This window comes from Geodermatophilus sp. SYSU D00758 (genome assembly GCF_054049955.1).
This window is the reverse complement of record NZ_JBJGYK010000009.1, coordinates 81,780-101,454: the sequence shown is the minus strand read 5'-3', so window position 1 is coordinate 101,454 and position 19,675 is coordinate 81,780. Positions and strand designations below refer to the sequence as shown.

The 19,675-nt window shown below is 74.1% G+C and carries 14 protein-coding genes; 7 read left to right on the top strand and 7 right to left on the bottom strand.

Annotated elements, in window-relative coordinates; translation table 11 throughout:
* Nucleotides 1-136: 136 nt before the first annotated feature.
* The 5 genes from ACI8AC_RS08850 to ACI8AC_RS08830 all read right to left on the bottom strand — a co-directional run bounded on the left by ACI8AC_RS08850 (nucleotide 137) and on the right by ACI8AC_RS08830 (nucleotide 6,042).
* Nucleotides 137-853 carry a glutaminyl-peptide cyclotransferase gene (locus ACI8AC_RS08850; RefSeq protein ID WP_456897213.1) on the bottom strand — a complete coding sequence of 239 codons (717 nt, stop codon included), beginning with the start codon at nucleotides 851-853 and terminating at the stop codon, nucleotides 137-139.
* A gap of 458 nt (nucleotides 854-1,311) precedes the next feature.
* Nucleotides 1,312-1,548, bottom strand: a complete 237-nt coding sequence (locus ACI8AC_RS08845) for a hypothetical protein (RefSeq protein ID WP_456897211.1) — start codon at nucleotides 1,546-1,548, stop codon at nucleotides 1,312-1,314.
* Between the two features lie 1,089 nt (nucleotides 1,549-2,637).
* Nucleotides 2,638-4,914 (bottom strand): hypothetical protein, encoded by a 2,277-nt coding sequence (locus ACI8AC_RS08840; protein WP_456897210.1) that lies wholly within the window; start codon nucleotides 4,912-4,914, stop codon nucleotides 2,638-2,640.
* A gap of 143 nt (nucleotides 4,915-5,057) precedes the next feature.
* Nucleotides 5,058-5,285, bottom strand: a complete 228-nt coding sequence (locus ACI8AC_RS08835; RefSeq protein ID WP_456897209.1) for a hypothetical protein — start codon at nucleotides 5,283-5,285, stop codon at nucleotides 5,058-5,060.
* 520 nt (nucleotides 5,286-5,805) lie between these two features.
* Nucleotides 5,806-6,042 carry a hypothetical protein gene (locus tag ACI8AC_RS08830; protein WP_456897208.1) on the bottom strand — a complete coding sequence of 79 codons (237 nt, stop codon included), beginning with the start codon at nucleotides 6,040-6,042 and terminating at the stop codon, nucleotides 5,806-5,808.
* Nucleotides 6,043-6,685: 643 nt separating this feature from the next.
* On the opposite strand from ACI8AC_RS08830, the gene ACI8AC_RS08825 reads away from it, so the two are divergent.
* A complete protein-coding gene (locus tag ACI8AC_RS08825) occupies nucleotides 6,686-9,325 on the top strand; it encodes a LuxR C-terminal-related transcriptional regulator (RefSeq protein WP_456897207.1) in 2,640 nt (879 codons plus the stop codon).
* A gap of 157 nt (nucleotides 9,326-9,482) precedes the next feature.
* Nucleotides 9,483-9,578, top strand: coding sequence for a hypothetical protein (locus ACI8AC_RS08820; protein ID WP_456897205.1), 96 nt, complete (start codon nucleotides 9,483-9,485; stop codon nucleotides 9,576-9,578).
* 30 nt (nucleotides 9,579-9,608) lie between these two features.
* Here the strand turns inward: ACI8AC_RS08820 and ACI8AC_RS08815 are convergent, their stop codons facing one another.
* Together ACI8AC_RS08815 and bldD are read right to left on the bottom strand one after the other, a co-directional pair.
* Nucleotides 9,609-11,321, bottom strand: a complete 1,713-nt coding sequence (locus tag ACI8AC_RS08815) for a hypothetical protein (protein WP_456897203.1) — start codon at nucleotides 11,319-11,321, stop codon at nucleotides 9,609-9,611.
* Nucleotides 11,322-11,453: 132 nt separating this feature from the next.
* Entirely contained in the window at nucleotides 11,454-12,002 is a 549-nt protein-coding gene (bldD, locus tag ACI8AC_RS08810) for a transcriptional regulator BldD (protein WP_456897201.1), read from the bottom strand.
* Between the two features lie 265 nt (nucleotides 12,003-12,267).
* On the opposite strand from bldD, the gene pyrR reads away from it, so the two are divergent.
* The 5 genes from pyrR (at nucleotide 12,268) to carB (ending at nucleotide 19,645) form a co-directional block, all read left to right on the top strand.
* The gene (gene pyrR / locus ACI8AC_RS08805) at nucleotides 12,268-12,873 is read left to right on the top strand and encodes a bifunctional pyr operon transcriptional regulator/uracil phosphoribosyltransferase PyrR (protein ID WP_456897200.1); all 606 of its coding nucleotides are present in this window, start codon (nucleotides 12,268-12,270) and stop codon (nucleotides 12,871-12,873) included.
* Nucleotides 12,870-13,787, top strand: a complete 918-nt coding sequence (locus ACI8AC_RS08800) for an aspartate carbamoyltransferase catalytic subunit (protein WP_456897198.1) — start codon at nucleotides 12,870-12,872, stop codon at nucleotides 13,785-13,787. Before pyrR ends, ACI8AC_RS08800 begins: the two co-directional genes overlap by 4 nt.
* The gene (locus ACI8AC_RS08795; RefSeq protein WP_456897196.1) at nucleotides 13,784-15,088 is read left to right on the top strand and encodes a dihydroorotase; all 1,305 of its coding nucleotides are present in this window, start codon (nucleotides 13,784-13,786) and stop codon (nucleotides 15,086-15,088) included. The genes ACI8AC_RS08800 and ACI8AC_RS08795 overlap by 4 nt, the downstream gene beginning before the upstream one ends.
* Before the next feature lie 76 nt (nucleotides 15,089-15,164).
* A complete protein-coding gene (gene carA, locus ACI8AC_RS08790; protein ID WP_456897194.1) occupies nucleotides 15,165-16,334 on the top strand; it encodes a glutamine-hydrolyzing carbamoyl-phosphate synthase small subunit in 1,170 nt (389 codons plus the stop codon).
* Between the two features lie 2 nt (nucleotides 16,335-16,336).
* Nucleotides 16,337-19,645, top strand: a complete 3,309-nt coding sequence (gene carB, locus ACI8AC_RS08785) for a carbamoyl-phosphate synthase large subunit (RefSeq protein ID WP_456897192.1) — start codon at nucleotides 16,337-16,339, stop codon at nucleotides 19,643-19,645.
* The last annotated feature ends 30 nt before the right edge of the window (nucleotides 19,646-19,675 follow it).

Below are 19,675 nucleotides of genomic sequence, written 5' to 3'. Positions count from 1 at the left end.
CACCTCCGACCGGACGGGGAGTGGTCATCGGGTCGAACGCCGCGCCGGAGCCCGACGTCCGATCCCAGCACGGTCGGGCCCCGAGGGGGAGGGGGCGGCGGCCGGCGGGCCGAGGCCGCCCCCGACCGGTCATCGACTACTCCTCCACGAACCGGACGCGGAACGAGACGGGCCACAGCTTGCCGGTGAGCAGGTACTCGTCGTTGCCCAGTGCCGCGATGCCGTTGAGCACCGCGTCGGGGTTCGCGCGCTGCTCCGGGTCGAGCAACCCGGCCGCATCCACGGCGGCGGTGACCCGTCCGCTGGTCGGGTCGATGCGGACGAGCACGTCGGACGGCCACACGTTGGCCCAGACCTGTCCGTCGACGCACTCGAGTTCGTTGAGCTGGGTCACCGGCTCGCCGTCGATCGTCACCGGAACCGAGCCGGTCTCGGCGAAGGTGACCGGATCGTGGAAACGCAACCGGTCGGTGCCGTCGCTGCGCACCAGGCGGGTGCCGTCGTGGCACAACCCCCAACCCTCCCCGTCGAGCGGCAGCTGCTGTCGCAGTGCGAGGGTGGCGCGGTCCCACTCGAGCACCACGCCGTCGCGCCAGGTGAGCTGCCAGATGCGATCCCCGGCCACGGCTATGCCCTCGCCGAACAGCTCTCCGGGCAGGGACTCGGCCCGCTGCACCTTCCCCGTCGCCGGGTCGAGCACGCGCAGCTGGGACCTCCCCTCGAGACCGGTGCCTTCGTAGAGGGTGCCCTCGTGCAGCTCCAGCCCCTGGGTGAAGGCCGACGGATCGTGCGGCACCTCGGCCAGGACCTCCGGGTGCAGGACCGGGACCGACAGGGCCCAACCCCTCGTCACGGCGTCCTGGAGCTGCGCCGGCCCCTCCTCGGACGATTCCTCCACGCCGTTCCCCGAGGAGCAGCCGCACAACACCGCAGCGGTGAGGACGGCACCGAGGGTCCGACGGCGGATCACACGGTTCACGGAGCCCTCTCGATCTCTTCACGGGTGGTGGGCGAGTCACGTGCTGACGGACCCGGCGCCGACCTGGCCGACCGGGACACCTCCCGCCGACCGCTCGGTGCGGTGCGGCGCACACGCGCCGCACCCGGTCGCGCGGCCGGTGGGGTCTCGGACCGAGGCCGAGGGGCGCGCCCCGGTGGTCGGTGCCGGCGGTCCGGCACCCGGGGAAGCAGTGGGAGGAGGGGTGACCGGTGTCGGTCACCCCTCCTCATCACGGTGAGCGGCGCGTCAGGAGCGGTGCGGGGTCGGTCCCCACGATCCCGTCGACGCATCGCCGCCAGCCGGGGCAGCGATCAGTCGTCGCCACCGGCGCCACCGGCGCCACCGTCGCCACCGTCGCCACCGGTCGCCGAGGCAGCGCCGGACGTCGCCGTCAGCTCGCTGTCGTCCACGCTGCCCTGGACGAAGATGACCGCGGCCGAGACGGCGATGGCGTCCCCGCCCCGGCCGCCGGCACCGCCGGCACCGCCTGCTCCGGCCTGCAAGGTGGTCCGTGCGGGCAGCAGGTCCACGGTCTGGTCCTCGAACATGATTCCTCCTGGGATGTCCTCGACGAAATGGTGCCAGAGGAGCCGGGAATGGCTCGTACAGGCAGCCCGCACGTGCGCTGATCCCATTTTCGGCCCGGCTGGCCGCCGATCACCTGTCGATATCGGCGAAATGAATCCTGACGAGAGGACGACGTCCAGGCAACGCCGGAGGCCACCGAGATGACGGCCGGGCGCACGGATCCTGCCGGAGCGGACTACGTAGCCGACACCACGGGCACGCAGATCGACGGCGCCCGAGGATGCGGGGAGGGTGCTGCAGCCGCGTGAGGCTCGTCCACGAGGCCGGAGCCGGGAACGTACGCCTGGCCGGTCCCGCGGCCGGTGGAGAGGACGGCCGGGCCGTCCCACCCGGTCGGCGAGTGCGCTCCCGTGATCGGCGCCGGGCCGGGGTCGCACGCGTCGAGCGACTCGCCTCCCAGCGGGCCACCGCTTCAGCCGAGCGAGACGTCCAGGGTGACGGTGTCGCTCGTGAGGGCCGTGCACGTCAGTCTCAGCGGACCGGCTGCCGTGCTCTGTCCCTGGGTGCAGGTGACGTCCTGGTCCCCGACCCGCATGGTCGCCCGCCCGTCGCGGATGTCGCCGAGGGAGATCGCCGTACCCAGGACCCGGACGCGGGAGCCGGCGCCCCCGAGCGTCACGGAGCACGAGGCCCCGGAGCAGGAGGCGATGCTCACGGCACCGCCACGGGCAGTCCCACCGGGGAAGCCGGCCGCGCCGGGGGAGCCGGCCGCGCCGGGGGAGCCGGGGGAGCCGGCCGCGCCGGGGGAGCCGGCCGCGCTCGTGGCGCCGGCCGAGACGCCTGCGCCTCCAGCGCCGCCCGGATCAGCAGGGGTCGAGCAAGCCATGAGCACCATCGCCGAGAGGAGGGAATCGGTACAGAGCTTGGTGGCCCACGTCATCCGCACGGGGGCGGCACCGGAGACCAGGAAACGCACGACCGCCCTCCTGGAAATGTGTGGGGCTCGCGATGATATCGCCAGGAATGGCCGAGAGGGTTCGCACCACTGGTGGTCGGGTGGGCGACGGGCCGCGGGCTGGACACGGCCCCGGGCGGCGATCCGGGCGGCATCACAGGAGGGCCCCGACGAGCACGACGACGAGGATCGGGACGACGAGCACCGCCCTGAGCAGTGGATGCGGCCGGTCCTCCACCGGGTGGCGCGTCAACGCCTCGACGAGCAGCGCACCGAGCACGACCGTGGCGCAGAGCACCAGGGGGAGAGCAGCGAGGGCACCGGGTGCGGGGACGACGGCGATCAGGAGGAGGGGTGCGAGGGCGGCGGCCGGCCACCGGAGCTCGCGTACCGCGGAGGCGCCGACCACGGTCAACCCCGCGACCAGCAGGAGGACCTGCTGCCCTGCAGGGGACAGCGCCGTCGGGGTCGTCCTGAGCAGTGCGAGGGCGACCAGCGCGGTCACCCCCAGCATGCCGACCGCGGACAGGACCCACCCGCGCACCAGCGGGTGGGGTCGCCACCCCGTCCTGGTGGCCAGCAGCACGGCACCCACTGCCAGGGGCAGCGCCAGCAGCGGCGCCGTCGCCACACCGACGGCGACGGCCACCAGACCCGCTCCGACCAGGACGCGTCGCCACGGCACCGACCGTGTTCCTCGTCGAGCCGCGCCGGCATGCGCCCGGCTCGCCGCCACCAGGATCGTCGCCCCCGACGCCGTCGACGTCGCACCGACCACGGCAGGGGACGGGGTAGCCAGGATGGAGATCGCGGGCCCCATGGCCGCGACCCCGGCCAGCGGCAGGACGACCGCCGGCAGCCGCCACCGGAGCAGTGCGGCCGACGTCAGGAAGCTGACGACCAGCACGGCACAGGTCAGCACAGCGAGCGCCGGGCTGCTGGTGAGCACGTCGGCGTGGCGTCCACCCACTCCCCTCCCTGGGGTCGACGTCGGAGCCGACCCGGCCACGTGCGCCACTCGCCAGACGAGCGCACCGGCGAGTCCGGCCACCGCTGCGAGGGCTGTGTGCCGCCGGACGCCGCGCCAGCGACGTGGGGCGGCCCACGCCCATCCCCGCGCATCGCCGAAGCGGCGCAGCGCACCCAGGATCATGGCGATCACCAGGGCGGCGCCCACCCATGGCAGGAGCATGAGCAGGAGCTGGAACACGCTCAGCGCGACGGTCGTGACGTCGCCGGCCTGCATCGCCGACTGCATCCGGTCCAGGTAGTCGAGCAGCACCTCCCACACCAGCGGCAGGACCCGCGGCACCACGAGGAGGAAGGTGACCAGGTAGAACACGAGCATGGGGACGGTCACGGAGACCCAGAGCACGATCAACCGCCGTGACCGGGGCCGCAGGTCCTGCACACGTGGATGTGCCGGCCGGCCCGGGACCAGGCTCCTCAGCACCGGCCCCACGTAGTTGAACAGCTCGGGCACCCCGGCCAGGTCGGCGAGCATGTAGTAGCCGTCGAACCGGATGCTCGGCAGGAACTGCTGGGCGGCCTGGACGTGCATGAGCAGGATCGCCGGCAGCAGCCAGGTCGCGTCGGTGCGGAGGTACAGACCGGTCAGGACCGCCATGAAAATGGCGTTGAAGTAGACGCCGGCGAGGTCCGTGCGCAGGCGTCCGACCCGGTCCAGGCGGTACGTGTCGGTCACCGTGCTGTAGAGGGCCGGCCAGACGAGGTACAGGCCGATCCCCATGTCGCCCGGACGAGCCCCGCCGTATCGGCAGGCCGTGACGTGTCCGATCTCGTGGAAGGCCATCGAGAGGACCAGGAGCACGAGGAGGAGGAGGGTGAGCTCCGGTCGGTGGACCAGCGTCCTCGCGCCCGCCGTGACGCGGTCCACCACGTCACCCTGCAGGAGCACCAGCGCGTCCAGCGCCGCGAAGGTGGCCAGAGCCGCCACCCAGGCAGGACGCGTGAAGAACTGCCGGAAGACGCCGGCGATGCGCCACGTGACGTCTGCCGGGACCACCCCCTTCCGGTAACGCAGGGCCAGCAAGGGGTCGGACCGGGTCGGAGCCGTCGCCGTGCCGGGGTCTGCGCTGACGGCGTCGTCGGGGGCGAGCAGGCCGACCGGCCGGAGCCGCTCTTCGACCAGGTACGACACCTGGTCGGCGGTCAGGTCCTGGCCGAGTTCCGCGCCCAGGTCCGTGGCGATGCGGTCGGCGTCGCGCCCGTCCAGGAGGCAGGCCACCCGGTACAGGAGCAGGGGCAACTGCATGACCTGGCCGTCGGCCCGTCGTACGAGGAACTTGGGTGTCCGGTACCCGGAGTCCCGGTACTCCCCGAGCAGCTCCGTGCCCTCGGCGAGTCGGCGCACGGGGTCTGCCACGACGGCCCTGGCCGGGCTGACCCCATCGCCGGTCAAGGGCGTCATCCAGCTCACCTCAGCTCTGCCCGGGTCGAGGACCCGGGTCGGACGGGAGGAGGGGCGACCGGTGCGGGTCGCCCCTCCTCCTCACCGGTTCAGTGGCACGCCGCCGTCAGCGACGCGGCGCGGCGCGGCAGCAGGGGCAGCGATCAGTTGTTGCCACCGGCGCCACCGGCGCCACCAGCGCCCCCGATGGCCGTGGCGGCACCGGAGATCGCCGTGATCGTGCTGTCGTCCACGTCACCGTTGATGATGATGATCGCGATCGAGATGGCGACGGCGTCCCCGCCGCGCCCCCCCCGACCTCCGCCACCGCCCCAGCCGGCCTGCAGGGTGGTCCGTGCCGGCAGCAGCTCGACGGTCTGGTCCTCGAACATGGTTCCTCCTCGTGTCTTCACGAGATGGTGAAGACACGAGGTGACGGAGCCGGGGAACCAGGTCGCCGTGAATGCAGCCCGGATGAGCCTGCACTGAGCAGGATCTGTTCTCCCACATTTGTTCCCGCCCGCCCGAGAGCGGATCACCGCGCCGATTTCTCCACCATTCCGCTGTTGGCCCGACTGATCCTGGCCAGCGGGACACGTCCAGGCAACGTCGGGCATCACGGGGATCGCGGCGCCTGAACACGGAACCAGTCGCGCGCGAGTACGTACGCCGGGGTCCGGACCACGTAGTCCGACGCGACTCGCGGGCCGGCGAGAGGCCATGGCCGGTGGTGCACGTGCCGCCTGGTGGATCGTCACGGAGGGGATGGGACCGGGCGGGGGCGTTCGCCCGGGACCTGCGGGAACGACGGAGGAGGGGCGATCGGTACCCGGTCGCCCCTCCTCCTCATCGGTTCAGCGGCACGTCGTCAGCGGCGCGGAGCAGCGATGCGGTGCCGGCGGAGCCCGGTGATCAGTCGTCGCCGCCGTCGCCGCCGTCGCCGCCGGCGCCGCCGGCGCCACCGGTAGCCGTGGCTTCGGCGGACGTCGCCGACAGCGTGCTGTCGTCCACGTCGCCACCGACGAAGATGACCGCGGCCGAGACGGCGAGGGCGTCCCCGCCCCGGCCGCCGTTGCCGCCGGCACCGCCCGCTCCGGCCTGCAGGGTGGTCCGTGCGGGGAGCAGGTCGACGGTCTGGTCCTCGAACATGATTCCTCCTGGGATGTCCTCGACGATTGGTGCCAGAAGGGCCGGAAATCTCTCGTAGAGGCGGCCCGGAGGCGACGTGATTGCATTTCCAGCCCGACTGGCGGCCGATCACCATGTCGATATCGGCGAAATAGATCCTGACGAGAGGACGACGTCCAGGCAACGCCGGGCGCCACCGAGATGACGGCCGGGCGCACTGAATCCGACCGCAGTCGGTCACGTACCGGTGCGGCCCCACCACGTAGTCCGGACGGAATCCGTGGGACACCGGGGCCCGGCTCATCAGGGCGCGGTCGGAGGGGCGGCGGGGGCGGCCCGGCCCTCGCGGGTGACCGCGATCGGCATGGGTCAAAGGACCGGCTGCGGGTGCCCCGTCCCCCCGGAACGTGAGCGATCGATCACGGTCCGTACGAACTCGGCCGCACAGGGCCCGCCGATGCGCACGGAACGCGGGACAGTCCCGGATGTGACGGATGCGTGACGAAATCGTCACTACTCTGCGCACCAGGGCCGTTTCGGAACTGTGGCTCGGGGGAGTCGGCGTCATGATCGTGCGCGTACAGGTCTGCACCGGGCAGTGGCCGGATCCGGACGGAGCAGACCCAGGGGGAATTCGGTCGTCGATCCCTGCTCCGACGGACTGATGGCGGGCGAGCGCACGCCGCTGCTCGGTCGAGACGCCGCCTGCCAGCTCATCGGCCGCGCGTTGGACGCCGATCCCCCGGGCAACGTGGTGATCGTGGGTCCGGCGGGTGTCGGCCGCACCCGGCTCGCCCGGGAGGCGCTGTCCCTCGCCGAGGGCGAGGGGCGATCCACCCACTGGGCCGCCGGGACGAAGGCGGCTGCCCGGGTGCCGCTCGGGGCCCTCGCCCACCTGCTCCCTGCCATCGACACCGGGGCGGACGCCTTGGCGCTCCTGCAGCAGGCGACCAGGACCCTCGTCGGCGACCGCGCCGGAGCGCCACGTGTGCTGGGGGTCGACGACGTCCACCTCCTCGACCCCCTGTCGGTCACCCTGCTGCACCAGCTCGCCGCCGGCGGGGCGGTGAGCCTGGTCCTGACGGTCCGCACCGGCAACGCGGTCCAGGACCCAGCGGCGACCTTGTGGAAGGACGGGTCGGCCACCCGCATCGAGCTGCAGCCGCTCGAGCGTGAGGACGCCGAACGGCTGATCGGCCACCGCGTGGACGGCCCGGTGCACACCCGGACCGTCGAGCGTCTCTGGCGGCTCAGCGGGGGGAACCCGCTCTACCTCCACGAGCTCGTGGCGGACGGACTCCGGACCGGCCGCCTGCAGCGGTACGGGGACCTCTGGTCCTGGGTCGGGGGGATCACCCCGTCACAACGTCTCTCGGAGATCGTCCTGGCCCACCTGGGGGACATGGACACCGACGAGTGGCGGGCACTGCAGGTTCTCGCCACGGCCGGGACCTGCAGCGTCGAGCACGTGGTGGAGCTCAGCAGCCCGGACGCCGTCACCGCTCTCGAGCGGCGCCGCGCGATCGAGGACGACGCGGCCGGATCCGGGGAAATCCAAGTCGCCCACCCGCTCTACGCCGAGGTCGTCCGAGGTCTCGTCCCGGAGGCCGCGCGGCAACGGATCCGTCGTCGGCTGGCCCGGGATCACGCGGCCGGCGGGGGCGAGGAACACCTCCCGCACCGCGCCGCCGTGCTGCTCGACAGCGGGGCGACGGCGCACAGCGGCCCGCTGCTCACCGCGGGGGCCCGTCGCGCACTCGCCCAGCTGGACCTCCCCCTGGCCGAGCGCCTGGCCCGGGCCGCCATCAAGGAGGGCGGCGGGTTCCCGGCGCACGCGACCCTGATCGAGGCCGTCCGTTGGCAGGGCCGGTCGGTGCTCGTCGACCGGCTGGCGGCCGCGGCCGCGCCCAAGGCGCGTACCGACGAGGACCGGGCGCGGTTGGCCGCTGCCCGGGCGCTGACCCTGTTCTGCGGGGTGGGGCAGGCCGACCAGGCCGGGGCGGTCCTCCACGAGGCCGGTGCGACCGTCCGTGACGACGGCGCCCGGGGCCTCCTCGCCGCGGTCGAGGCGATGCTGGCCTTCCTCGGGGGGGATCCCCACCGAGCGGTGCGGCAGGGCATGACCGTGCTGTCCGCACCGGCAGGCGCCGCCCAGGCGCTCGCGGCGGCCGCGGTGGCAGCCGGCCTGGCGGTGACCGGCCGGACAGGGCAGGCGCTGACCACGGCGGAGACGGGTCGGCTGGCGCTCGACAGGCATCCCGACCCGGCGGAGCGGGTCTACACGCAGATGGCGCTCGCGCAGGCGGAGATCCTGGCGCTGGCCTTGGGCGGACGGTTCGGCCAACTCGAGCAGCGGGCGGCCGAACTGCACCGGCAGAACCTGGAAGCGGCGCCCGAGTGGATCGGGGACGCGATCGCCTCGGTCCACCGGGGGTGGGCGGCGTTGGCCAGCGGGCGGCCGCGCGTGGCCGACCGGTGGCTGGCCGAGGCGCTGCCGGCTCTCGAGGAGCGGGATCCGGCCGGCCTCCTCCCGCTGTGCCGGTCCTCCCTGGCGGCGGCGCGGGCTCTGGTCGGGGACGTCTGCGCCGCCCGCCGGCTGGTGGACGGCGCGCAGACCGCTGACGCCGGGGCGATCGCGGTGTTCCATCCGCTGCGGCGCTTGGCGGAGGCGTGGGTCGCTGCCGCGGACGGTCGGCAGGGCCAGGCCGGTGCCCTGGTGCTCGAGGCAGCGGCGCTGGCCGCTCGTCAGGGCCAGGCGGCCGTCGAGGCGGTCGTGCTGCACGACGGCCTACGGCTGGGACAGGGCCCGAGAATCGTCGACAGGCTGTACCAGCAGGCCGAACGGCTGGACGCACCGTTCATGGCCGACCTCGCTGCGCATGCGGCGGCCGCTGTCGCCGGCTCCGCCGAGGGGCTGGACCAGGCGAGCTGCCGGTTCGAGCAGACCGGAGCGCTGCTGTTGGCGGCGGATGCGGCGACCGAGGCCGCCTCCGCCCACGAGCGGCGCGGGGAGCGCCGAGCAGCGGCCGCAGCCCGATTGCGGGCAGCCGCCCTGGCCCGCGAGTGCGGCCTGGCCCGGGGGCCGGCGCTCGACGTCCTGCCCCTGCCGGGTCTGACCGCTCGGGAGCAGGAGGTCGCCCGACTGGCCAGTGCGGGGCTGAGCAACCAGGCGATCGCCGACCGGCTCGTGGTGTCGGTGCGCACGGTGGAGACCCACCTCTCGAACGCCTACGCCAAGCTGGGGATCAGCAGCCGAGCGGACCTGGCGGCGATGCTGCCGACCGCCGCCTTGACAGGTACCTGACCGGTCTTGATCCCCGGGCAGGGTCGTTCCCGGTCACGCCACCGTGGACCGTCGGATCGAGAGGTTCGCGTGCGGGTCGTTCGGTGCACCTGCGCATGGCGGTCTTCGAGCTGCTGTGGGCCGACGACGTGCCCGACGCGGTGGTATCGACGAGGCCGTGGAGCTGGCCAAGAGCCTGTCCACCGACGACTCCCCGGCCTACGTCAACGGCGTCCTCGGCGCGATCCTGGACGCCGAGGTCCCCACCCGCTGAGCGCAGTGCCGAGCCGGGGGGTGCGGCTCGCTACGTCGGGGACCACGCGCAGTTGCGGTACCCGAACTCCGGGTCCGACCGCGGCGCCGCCCCCCACGCCTCCCGCACCGCGAACGGCAGCGCCGGGGCCTGCCAGGCGCCGGCGGCCCCGCGGATCAGCCAGAAGGACGCCGCCCAGCCGGCCCGGTCCGGCTCCTCGCCGTCGAGCACCTGGGCGATCGTCTCCTGGACACCGGCGTCGTCGCTGAGGCTGGCGTGGAAGGCCGGGAGCGCGGCCCACTCGATCCGGAACAGCGGCCCGCGGTAGGCCGTCAGCGCGGCCTCCAGCGGGAGCAGCAGGTAGTTGCGCACCCCGGGCACCGGGCACAGCGTCTGGTCGCGGTACAGCGGCGCATCCTCCACCAGCGAGCGCAGGAACGGGATGTCGGCCTCGACCTCCAGCGCGGGGTTCTGCACCCGGAAGAGGGTCAGCAGGCCGCGCACGGCCCAGCCGCCGCCGTAGCCCCAGGCCTCCGTGCCGGAATCGGGGTAGTAGACCCGGGCCGGCCGGATCAGCGGCGAGGTCTGGACGAGCGTGTCGACCGGCGGGTCCTGGCTGCGGGCCAGGTAGGTCCGGGCGACCATCGTCCCCTCGCTCTCGGCCACCAGGGACACCGGCCCCTCGGACGCCTCGGCCAGCTCGCGGACCTGCTCGGCGAGGATGTCGGCGCTGGCGTCCAGCGACTGGAAGGTCTGCACCGGCTCGTAGGGCAGCGGCTCGCCGTCCGGTCCGAGACCGCGGTAGGAGTAGCGGACGGTGTCGAACCGCTCGGGGTAGATCTCGAACTGCTCGCCGCCGTAGCTGCTGCCGAACCCGGCGATGTAGAGGACCGGCTGGGCCGTTGCGGCCGGCGTCTCGCCGACGTCGATGCCGATGCCCTCGTCGCCGGAGGCGTCCGAGGCGTCGGAGGCGTCGGAGGCGCCGGTGAACGTGGGCACCGCGGTCCAGCCGCCGATCACGAGCACCGCGGTGGTCAGGGCGACCGGGACCAGCGGCCACGCCGGGACGGCGCGGCTGCGGCGCGGGGCCAGGGCCGCGGCGACCACCCGCCGCCACAGCCAGGCGTTGACCGCGCCGGCGCCCAGGGCGGTCACCACCGCGACCCAGCCGGGGCTCCAGGTCAGCGCCAGCGCCACGACCATCAGCCAGACCCACACCAGCGCGGTCCAGCCGACGCCGCGCAGCGACACCCGGGGCCGCCACCAGGAACCGGTGACCATGGCCGGGGTCAGCACCAGCACGGTGACCGCCGCCCCGAGGATCGCCGCGAACATCACCGGGGAGAAGCCGGTCGCCCCGACCAGGAACGTCAGGGTGACCCAGGGCGTCAGCGCGACCAGCGCCACCGCGGTGAGCAGCGCGCTGCGCCGCAGCAGGGTGGTCAGCGAGGGTGGCGCCACGTCGGCCGGCCAGGCCAGCCGGACGGCCAGCGCGTCGATCAGCGAGCGGAGGCAGACCAGCGCCGCCAGCATCCAGGCGACCGACCACGGCGACCAGGAGAAGGTCATCGCCCAGCGGAGGTCGTGGAAGAGCCCGAAGGGCGCGGGTGCGCCGGCCTGGGCGGCGAGAGGGACGGCCGAGACGAAGGAGACGGCGAGCAGCACGGCCGCCTCGAGGCCGGAGAGGCCGGCGGTCAGGGCGACCAGCAGGGTGGTGCGTCGCAGGCCGGTCATCCCGTGCACGGCGGGTGCGGTGGAGCTCACCCCACCCGGGCTACCCCGTTGCCCGTGCGGGATCCGCCGCCCGGTGTGACGCTTCGGCAACGGCTTGCCGTGCGGCGACCCCGGGCGCGCCCCGTCCGGGGCTGGCGCGCGGTGCGGGGACGGCGTCCTCGCTCAGCGCGGGGTGCGCCGGCGGTCGTTGCTGCCCCAGGCGTCCTCGTCCTCGTCGTCGCCGCTGCCGGCGATGCCCTCCATGCCGGGGGAGAGCACGCCCCACTCGATGAGCCGGCTGGTCAGCTCGTCCGGGCTCATGTCGTAGATGATCGCCAGCGACTTGAGGTCCTCGGCGCGGATGGAGAGGACCTTGCCGTTGTAGTCGTGCCGCTGCGCCTGGATGGTGGAGGCGTAGCGGGCCAGCGGGCCGGCCTCGTCGGCGGGCAGCGAGCCCAGCGACTCGAGGTTCAGCACGATCTTCGTCGTCGAGGTCACCGCGGAGCTCGGCCGCGGGTCGGGCAGCAGCTCGGAGACCGGGACGCCGTAGAAGACGGCCAGCTCGGAGAGCCGCTGCACGGTCACCGCGCGGTCGCCGCGCTCGTAGGACCCGACCACGACGGCCTTCCAGCGGCCGTGCGACTTGTCCTCCACCCCCTGGAGGGAGAGGCCCTGCTGGTTGCGGATGGCGCGGAGCCGGGCACCGAGGGCCCGTGAGTAGTCGGTGCTCATCGCGTTCCTGCTCACTGTCCGTCGTCGGAGGCGTTCTGTCGTCACGGAGCGTACTGGTCGAGCGGGGACGGCGACACCAGGACACCTCCCCCGGGTGAGGGGTGGTCCTGCGGGTTCACGCAGGAGGTGCCCGCCGGCGGGGTCGGTCCGGGCCCGGGGCGACCCCGGAGCGCGCCGCGGGTCACACGATCCGGTGCAGTACGGTCGTCCCCGGTCCACCCCTCTCCTTTAACGACCCGTCCCGTGAGGCGGGGAAGGAGGCCTCATGGCCGGCTCGTCCCCTGCTGCCCTGGGCAGCCCCGCAGCGCCGGGAGCGCTGCTCTCCGCCGCCGACGTCGCCCGCGTGGTCGACCGGATGGCCCACCAGCTGATCGAGAAGTGGGCCGGGGGCGGTGGGGCGGGCGAGGGAACGGCCTCGCTCGCCGACCTGGTCCTCGTCGGCATCCCCACCCGCGGCGCCCCGCTGGCCCGCCGGCTCGCCGCCCGCGTGGCGGCCTTCTCCGGCACCGCGGTCGACACCGGGACCGTCGACATCACCCTGCACCGCGACGACCTGCGCACCCGGGGCGTGCGGGCGCTGGAGCCCACCGTGCTGCCCGACGCCGGCATCGACGGCCGGCTCGTGGTCCTCGTCGACGACGTCCTCTTCTCCGGCCGCTCGGTGCGGGCCGCGCTCGACGCGCTGCGCGACCTCGGCCGGCCCCGCGCCGTGCAGCTGGCGGTCCTGGTCGACCGGGGGCACCGGGAGCTGCCGATCCGGGCCGACTACGTCGGGAAGAACGTGCCGACCTCGCGCAGCCAGTCGGTGCGGGTCCACCTCACCGAGGTGGACGGCGTCGACGAGGTGCTCCTCACGGGGGAGGGGCGGTGAAGCGGCACCTGCTGGAGGCGGCCGACCTCGACCGCGCCGACGCCACGCTGGTCCTCGACACCGCCGCGCAGATCGACGCGGCGCTGGCCGGCCGCGAGGTCAAGAAGCTGCCCACGCTGCGCGGCCGCACCGTGGTGAACCTCTTCTACGAGGACTCCACCCGCACCCGCATCTCCTTCGAGCTGGCGGCCAAGCGGCTGTCGGCCGACGTCATCAACTTCAGCGCCAAGGGCAGCAGCGTCTCCAAGGGCGAGAGCCTCAAGGACACCGCGCTGACCCTCGAGGCGATGGGCAGCGACGCGATCGTGGTGCGGCACTCCGCCTCGGGTGCGCCGCACCGGCTGGCGCACTGGGTGCGCGGCAGCGTCGTCAACGCCGGCGACGGCACCCACGAGCACCCCACCCAGGCGCTGCTCGACGCGTACACGATCCGGCGGCGGCTCGGCCGGCTCGAGGGCGTCCGGGTCGCCGTCGTCGGCGACGTGCTGCACAGCCGGGTGGCCCGCTCCAACGTCCGGCTGCTGCACACCCTGGGCGCCGAGGTCACCCTGGTCGCGCCGCCCACGCTGCTGCCGGTCGGGGTGGGCAGCTGGCCGGCCGAGGTGTCCTACGACCTGGACGCCGTCCTGCCGAAGGCGGACGTCGTCATGATGCTGCGGGTCCAGGCCGAGCGGATGAACGCCTCGTTCTTCCCCAGCGCCCGGGAGTACAGCCGCCGCTACGGCCTCGACGCCCCGCGCATGGCCGCCCTGGGCGACGACGCGATCGTCATGCACCCGGGCCCGATGAACCGCGGGATGGAGATCGCCGCCGAGGTGGCCGACTCCGTCCGCTCCACGATCGTCGAGCAGGTCGGCAACGGGGTCTCCGTGCGCATGGCCGTGCTCTACCTGCTGCTCGGAGGCGCCCAGTGAGCTCCTACCTCGTCACCGGCGCCCGCCCCTACGGCGAGGCCCCGGCCGACCTCCTGCTCGAGGACGGCCGGATCGCCGCGGTCGGGGCCGGCCTGTCCGCGCCCGGCGCCGAGGTCGTCGACGCGGCCGGCCTGGTGGCCCTGCCCGGGCTGGTCGACCTGCACACGCACCTGCGGGAGCCCGGCCGGGAGGACGCCGAGACGGTCGAGACCGGCTCGCGCGCCGCGGCGCTGGGCGGGTACACCGCGGTGCACGCCATGGCCAACACCGACCCGGTCGCCGACACCGCGGGCGTCGTCGAGCAGGTGTGGCGGCTGGGCCGGGACGCGGGGCTGGTCGACGTCGTGCCGGTGGGCGCGGTGACCGTCGGGCTGGCCGGCCAGCGGCTGGCCGAGCTCGGCGCGATGGCCGACTCCGCCGCCCGGGTGCGGGTCTTCTCCGACGACGGCATGTGCGTGGCCGACCCCGCGCTCATGCGGCGGGCGCTGGAGTACGTCAAGGCGCTGGACGGCGTCGTCGCCCAGCACGCCGAGGAGCCGCGGCTGACCGCCGGCGCGCAGATGCACGAGGGCGACCGCTCCGCGCGGCTGGGGCTGACCGGCTGGCCGGCCGCCGCCGAGGAGGCGATCATCGCCCGCGACGTGCTGCTGGCCGGTCACGTCGGAGCGCGGCTGCACATCTGCCACGTCTCCACCGCGGGCTCGGTCGAGATCCTCCGCTGGGCGCGCAGCCGCGGCGTCCAGGTCACCGCCGAGGTCACCCCGCACCACCTGCTGCTCACCGACGCCTGCGCCGAGAGCTACGACCCGGTGTTCAAGGTCAACCCGCCGCTGCGCACGGACGCCGACGTCCAGGCGCTGCGCCGGGCGCTCGCCGAGGGCGTCATCGACGCGGTCGCCACCGACCACGCACCGCACGCGGTGGAGGACAAGGAGAGCGAGTGGGGCGCCGCCCGCCCCGGGATGCTCGGCCTGGAGCAGGCCCTGTCGGTGGTCCTGGAGACCATGGTCGAGCCCGGGTTGCTCGACTGGCGGGGCGTGGCCGACCGCATGTCGGCCCGCCCGGCCGCGATCGGCCGGCTCGACGGCCGGGGCCCGCTGGCGCACGGTCGCCCGCTGACCCCCGGCGAGCCGGCCAACCTGCTGCTGCTGGACCCCGCCGCCCGGTCGGTCGTCGACCCGGCCGCCCTGGCCAGCCGCAGCCGCAACAGCCCCTACGCCGGCCGGGAGCTGCCCGGCCGGGTGGTCCACACGTTCCTGAGAGGTGTCCCGACGGTGCTCGACGGCAAGGCCCAGCGGTGAGGCGCGGACACGACGGGGGAGTGAGCATCGCAGCGAGCCCTGCGAGCGAGGAGCGGAGCGGGCCCGGGGTGGAGCGGTGAACGCAGCGATCCTCGTCCTGGAGGACGGGCGGACGTTCCGCGGCGAGGCCTACGGCGCGGTGGGGACGACGCTCGGCGAGGTCGTCTTCGCCACCGGGATGACCGGCTACCAGGAGACCCTCACCGACCCCAGCTACGCGCGGCAGATCGTCGTCATGACCGCCCCGCACATCGGCAACACCGGGGTCAACGGGGAGGACGACGAGAGCCGCCGGATGTGGGTGGCCGGCTTCGTCGTGCGCGACCCCGCCCGCCGCCCGGCCAACTGGCGGGCCACCGGCAGCCTCGACGACGCCCTCGCCGGCCAGGGCGTCGTCGGCATCAGCGGCGTCGACACCCGCGCCCTGACCCGGCACCTGCGCGAGCGCGGGGCGATGCGCGCCGGCATCAGCAGCGAGGGGCTGCCCGCCGACGAGCTGCTGGCGCGGGTCCGGCAGGCCGAGAGCATGACCGGCGCGGACCTCGCACCGGCGGTCACCGCCAACGACCCCTACGTCGTCCCGGCGGTGGGGGAGCGACGGTTCACGATCGCCGCGCTCGACCTGGGCATCAAGACCGCCACCCCGCGGCACCTCGCCGAACTCGGCGTGGAGACCCACGTGCTGCCGGCCACCGCGACCGCCGAGGACCTGCTGGCCGCCGGCCCCGACGGGGTGTTCCTGTCCAACGGCCCGGGCGACCCGGCCGCGGCCGACTACGCGGTCGAGGCGGTCCGCGGGGTCCTCGACGCCCGCCGTCCCCTGTTCGGCATCTGCTTCGGCAACCAGATCCTCGGCCGGGCGCTGGGGCTGGGCACCTACAAGCTGCGGTTCGGGCACCGCGGGCTCAACCAGCCGGTGCTCGACCGGCTCAGCGGCACGGTCCGGGTGACCAGCCACAACCACGGGTTCGCCGTCGACGCCCCGCTGGACCGGCCGACCGACACCCCGTACGGGCCGGTCGAGGTCAGCCACGTCGGCCTCAACGACGACGTGGTGGAGGGCCTGCGGCTGCGGGAGGCGCCGGCGTTCAGCGTGCAGTTCCACCCGGAGTCCGCGGCCGGGCCGCACGACGCCGCGCCGCTGTTCGGCCGGTTCGTCGACCTCATGGAGACCGCCCGGCAGGGCAGGGACGCCGTCAGCCCGCCTCCCGTCGTGGAGCACGGCACGGCAGAGAAGGGGGCCTGACCATGCCCAGGCGCGAGGACATCCACCACGTGCTGGTGATCGGCTCCGGGCCGATCCTCATCGGCCAGGCCGCCGAGTTCGACTACTCGGGGACCCAGGCCTGCCGGGTGCTGCGGGCCGAGGGGCTGCGGGTCAGCCTGGTCAACAGCAACCCGGCCACGATCATGACCGACCCCGACGTCGCCGACGCCACCTACGTCGAGCCCCTGACGCCGGAGTTCGTCGAGAAGGTGATCGCCGCCGAGCGCCCCGACGCCCTGCTGGCCACCCTCGGCGGGCAGACCGCGCTGAACATCGCCATCGGCCTGCACGAGAGCGGCGTCCTCGAGCGCTACGGCGTGCAGCTCATCGGCGCCGACGTCGGCGCGATCAACCGCGGCGAGGACCGGCAGCTGTTCAAGGACATCGTCCGGTCGGTCGGCGCCGACGCGCCACGCTCGCGGGTGTGCGCCAGCGTCGAGGAGGCGCTGGAGACCGCAGCCGAGGTCGGCTACCCGGTCGTCATCCGGCCCTCCTTCACCATGGGCGGCCTCGGCTCCGGGTTCGCCACCGACGAGGCCATGCTCCGGCGGATGGCCACCCACGGCCTGGCCGACTCCCCGGTGCACACCGTGCTCGTCGAGGAGTCGGTGCTCGGCTGGAAGGAGTACGAGCTGGAGCTGATGCGCGACCGCAGCGACAACGTCGTCGTCATCTGCTCGATCGAGAACGTCGACGCGATGGGCGTGCACACCGGGGACTCGGTCACCGTCGCCCCCGCCATGACGCTCACCGACCGCGAGTACCAGCACATGCGCGACGTCGGCATCGCGGTCCTGCGCGAGGTCGGGGTCGACACCGGGGGCTGCAACATCCAGTTCGCGGTCAACCCGGCCGACGGCCGGCTGGTCGTGATCGAGATGAACCCCCGGGTGTCGCGCTCCTCGGCGCTGGCGTCCAAGGCCACCGGCTTCCCGATCGCCAAGATCGCCGCGAAGCTGGCCATCGGCTACACCCTCGACGAGATCACCAACGACATCACCGGCGTCACGCCGGCGGCCTTCGAGCCGACGCTCGACTACGTCGTGGTCAAGATCCCGCGGTTCGCCTTCGAGAAGTTCCCGGGCGCCGACCCGCGGCTGACCACCACGATGAAGAGCGTCGGCGAGGTCATGGCCCTGGGCCGCAACTTCCCCGAGGCGCTGGGCAAGGCGATGCGCTCGACGGAGACCTCCCGGGCCGGGTTCTGGACCGGGGCGGGTGAGGACGTGGCGTCGCGCCCCGTCGACGAGCTGCTGGAGGCGCTGCGCACCCCGGTCGACGGCCGGCTGTACCTGGCCGAGGCGGCGCTGCGCGCCGGCGCCACCGTCGAGCAGGTCGCCGGGGCCAGCGGCTTCGACCCGTGGTTCGTCGACCAGGTCGCGCTCGTCTCCGAGGTCGGCGCCGAGGTCCGGGACGCGCCGTCCCTGACGCCGGAGCTGCTGCGGCGGGCCAAGCGGCACGGCCTGTCCGACCGGCAGGTCGCCGCCCTGCGCCCCGAGCTGGCCGGGGAGGACGGCGTCCGGACGCTGCGGCGGCGGCTGGGCGTGCGGCCGGCCTACAAGACCGTCGACACCTGCGCCGCCGAGTTCGCCGCCCGCACGCCCTACCACTACTCGTCCTACGACGAGGAGACCGAGGTCGAGCCGCGGGAGAAGCCGGCCGTCCTCATCCTCGGCTCCGGGCCCAACCGGATCGGCCAGGGCATCGAGTTCGACTACTCCTGCGTGCACGCGGTCATGGCGCTGCAGGACGCCGGCTACGAGGCGGTGATGGTCAACTGCAACCCCGAGACCGTCTCCACCGACTACGACACCGCCGACCGGCTCTACTTCGAGCCGCTGACCTTCGAGGACGTGCTCGAGGTCTACGAGGCCGAGCGGGCCGCCGGCCCGGTCGCCGGGGTCATCTGCACCCTCGGCGGCCAGACCCCGCTGGCCCTGGCGCAGCGGCTCAAGGACGCCGGGGTGCCCGTGCTCGGCACCGCGCCGGAGGCGATCGACGACGCCGAGGACCGCGGCGCGTTCTCCCGCGTGCTCGCCGACACCGGGCTGCAGGCCCCGCAGCACGGCACCGCGACCACCTTCGCCGAGGCCCGGGCCATCGCCGCGTCGGTGGGCTACCCGGTCCTGGTGCGGCCCTCCTACGTGCTCGGCGGCCGGGGGATGGAGATCGTCTACGACGACGCCACCCTCGAGGCCTACATCGCCAAGGCCACCGACGTCAGCCCGGAGCACCCGGTCCTGGTCGACCGGTTCCTCGAGGACGCGGTGGAGGTGGACGTCGACGCCCTCTACGACGGCACCGACCTGTTCCTCGGCGGGGTGATGGAGCACATCGAGGAGGCCGGCATCCACTCCGGCGACTCGGCGTGCGCGCTGCCGCCGATCACGCTCGGCCAGACCGACGTCGGGCGGATCCGCGCGGCGACCGAGCAGCTCGCGGCGCGGATCGGCGTGCGGGGCCTGGTCAACGTCCAGTACGCGGTCAAGGACGACATCCTCTACGTGCTGGAGGCCAACCCGCGGGCGTCGCGGACGGTGCCGTTCGTGTCCAAGGCGACCGCCGTCCAGCTGGCCAAGGCGGCCGCGCGGATCGCGGTGGGGGAGTCGATCGCCGACCTGCGCCGCGCCGGGGTGCTCCCACCCTCCGGGGACGGGGCCGACCTGCCCGCGGACGTGCCGATCGCGGTCAAGGAGGCGGTCCTGCCCTTCCACCGCTTCCGCACCGTCGAGGGGCACAACGTCGACACGGTCCTCGGGCCGGAGATGAAGTCGACCGGCGAGGTCATGGGCCTCGACACCGGTTTCGGCACGGCGTTCGCCAAGTCCCAGGCCGCCGCCTACGGGTCGCTGCCGGTCGAGGGCACCGTCTTCGTGTCGCTGGCCAACCGGGACAAGCGCTCGGCGGTCTTCCCGGTCAAGCGGCTGGCCGACCTCGGCTTCCGCGTGCTGGCCACCTCGGGCACCGCGCAGGTGCTGCGCCGCAACGGGGTGACCTGCGAGGTGGTGGGCAAGTTCAGCGAGGGGCCGGACAACGTCGTCGAGCGCATCCTGGCCGGGGCCGTCGACATCGTGGTCAACACCCCGTTCGGCTCCCCGGGCAACAGCGGGCCCCGGCTCGACGGCTACGAGATCCGCACCGCCGCGGTGGCGGCCGGGATCCCGTGCATCACCACGGTGCAGGGGCTGGCCGCGGCCGTGCAGGGCGTGGAATCGCTGCGCCGCGGGGACGTCGGCGTCCGCAGCCTGCAGCAGGTGCACGCCGCGCTCGCGGCGCCGGCGCGGTCGTGACCGCGGCCCCGCCGGCGGCGGCCGTGCGGC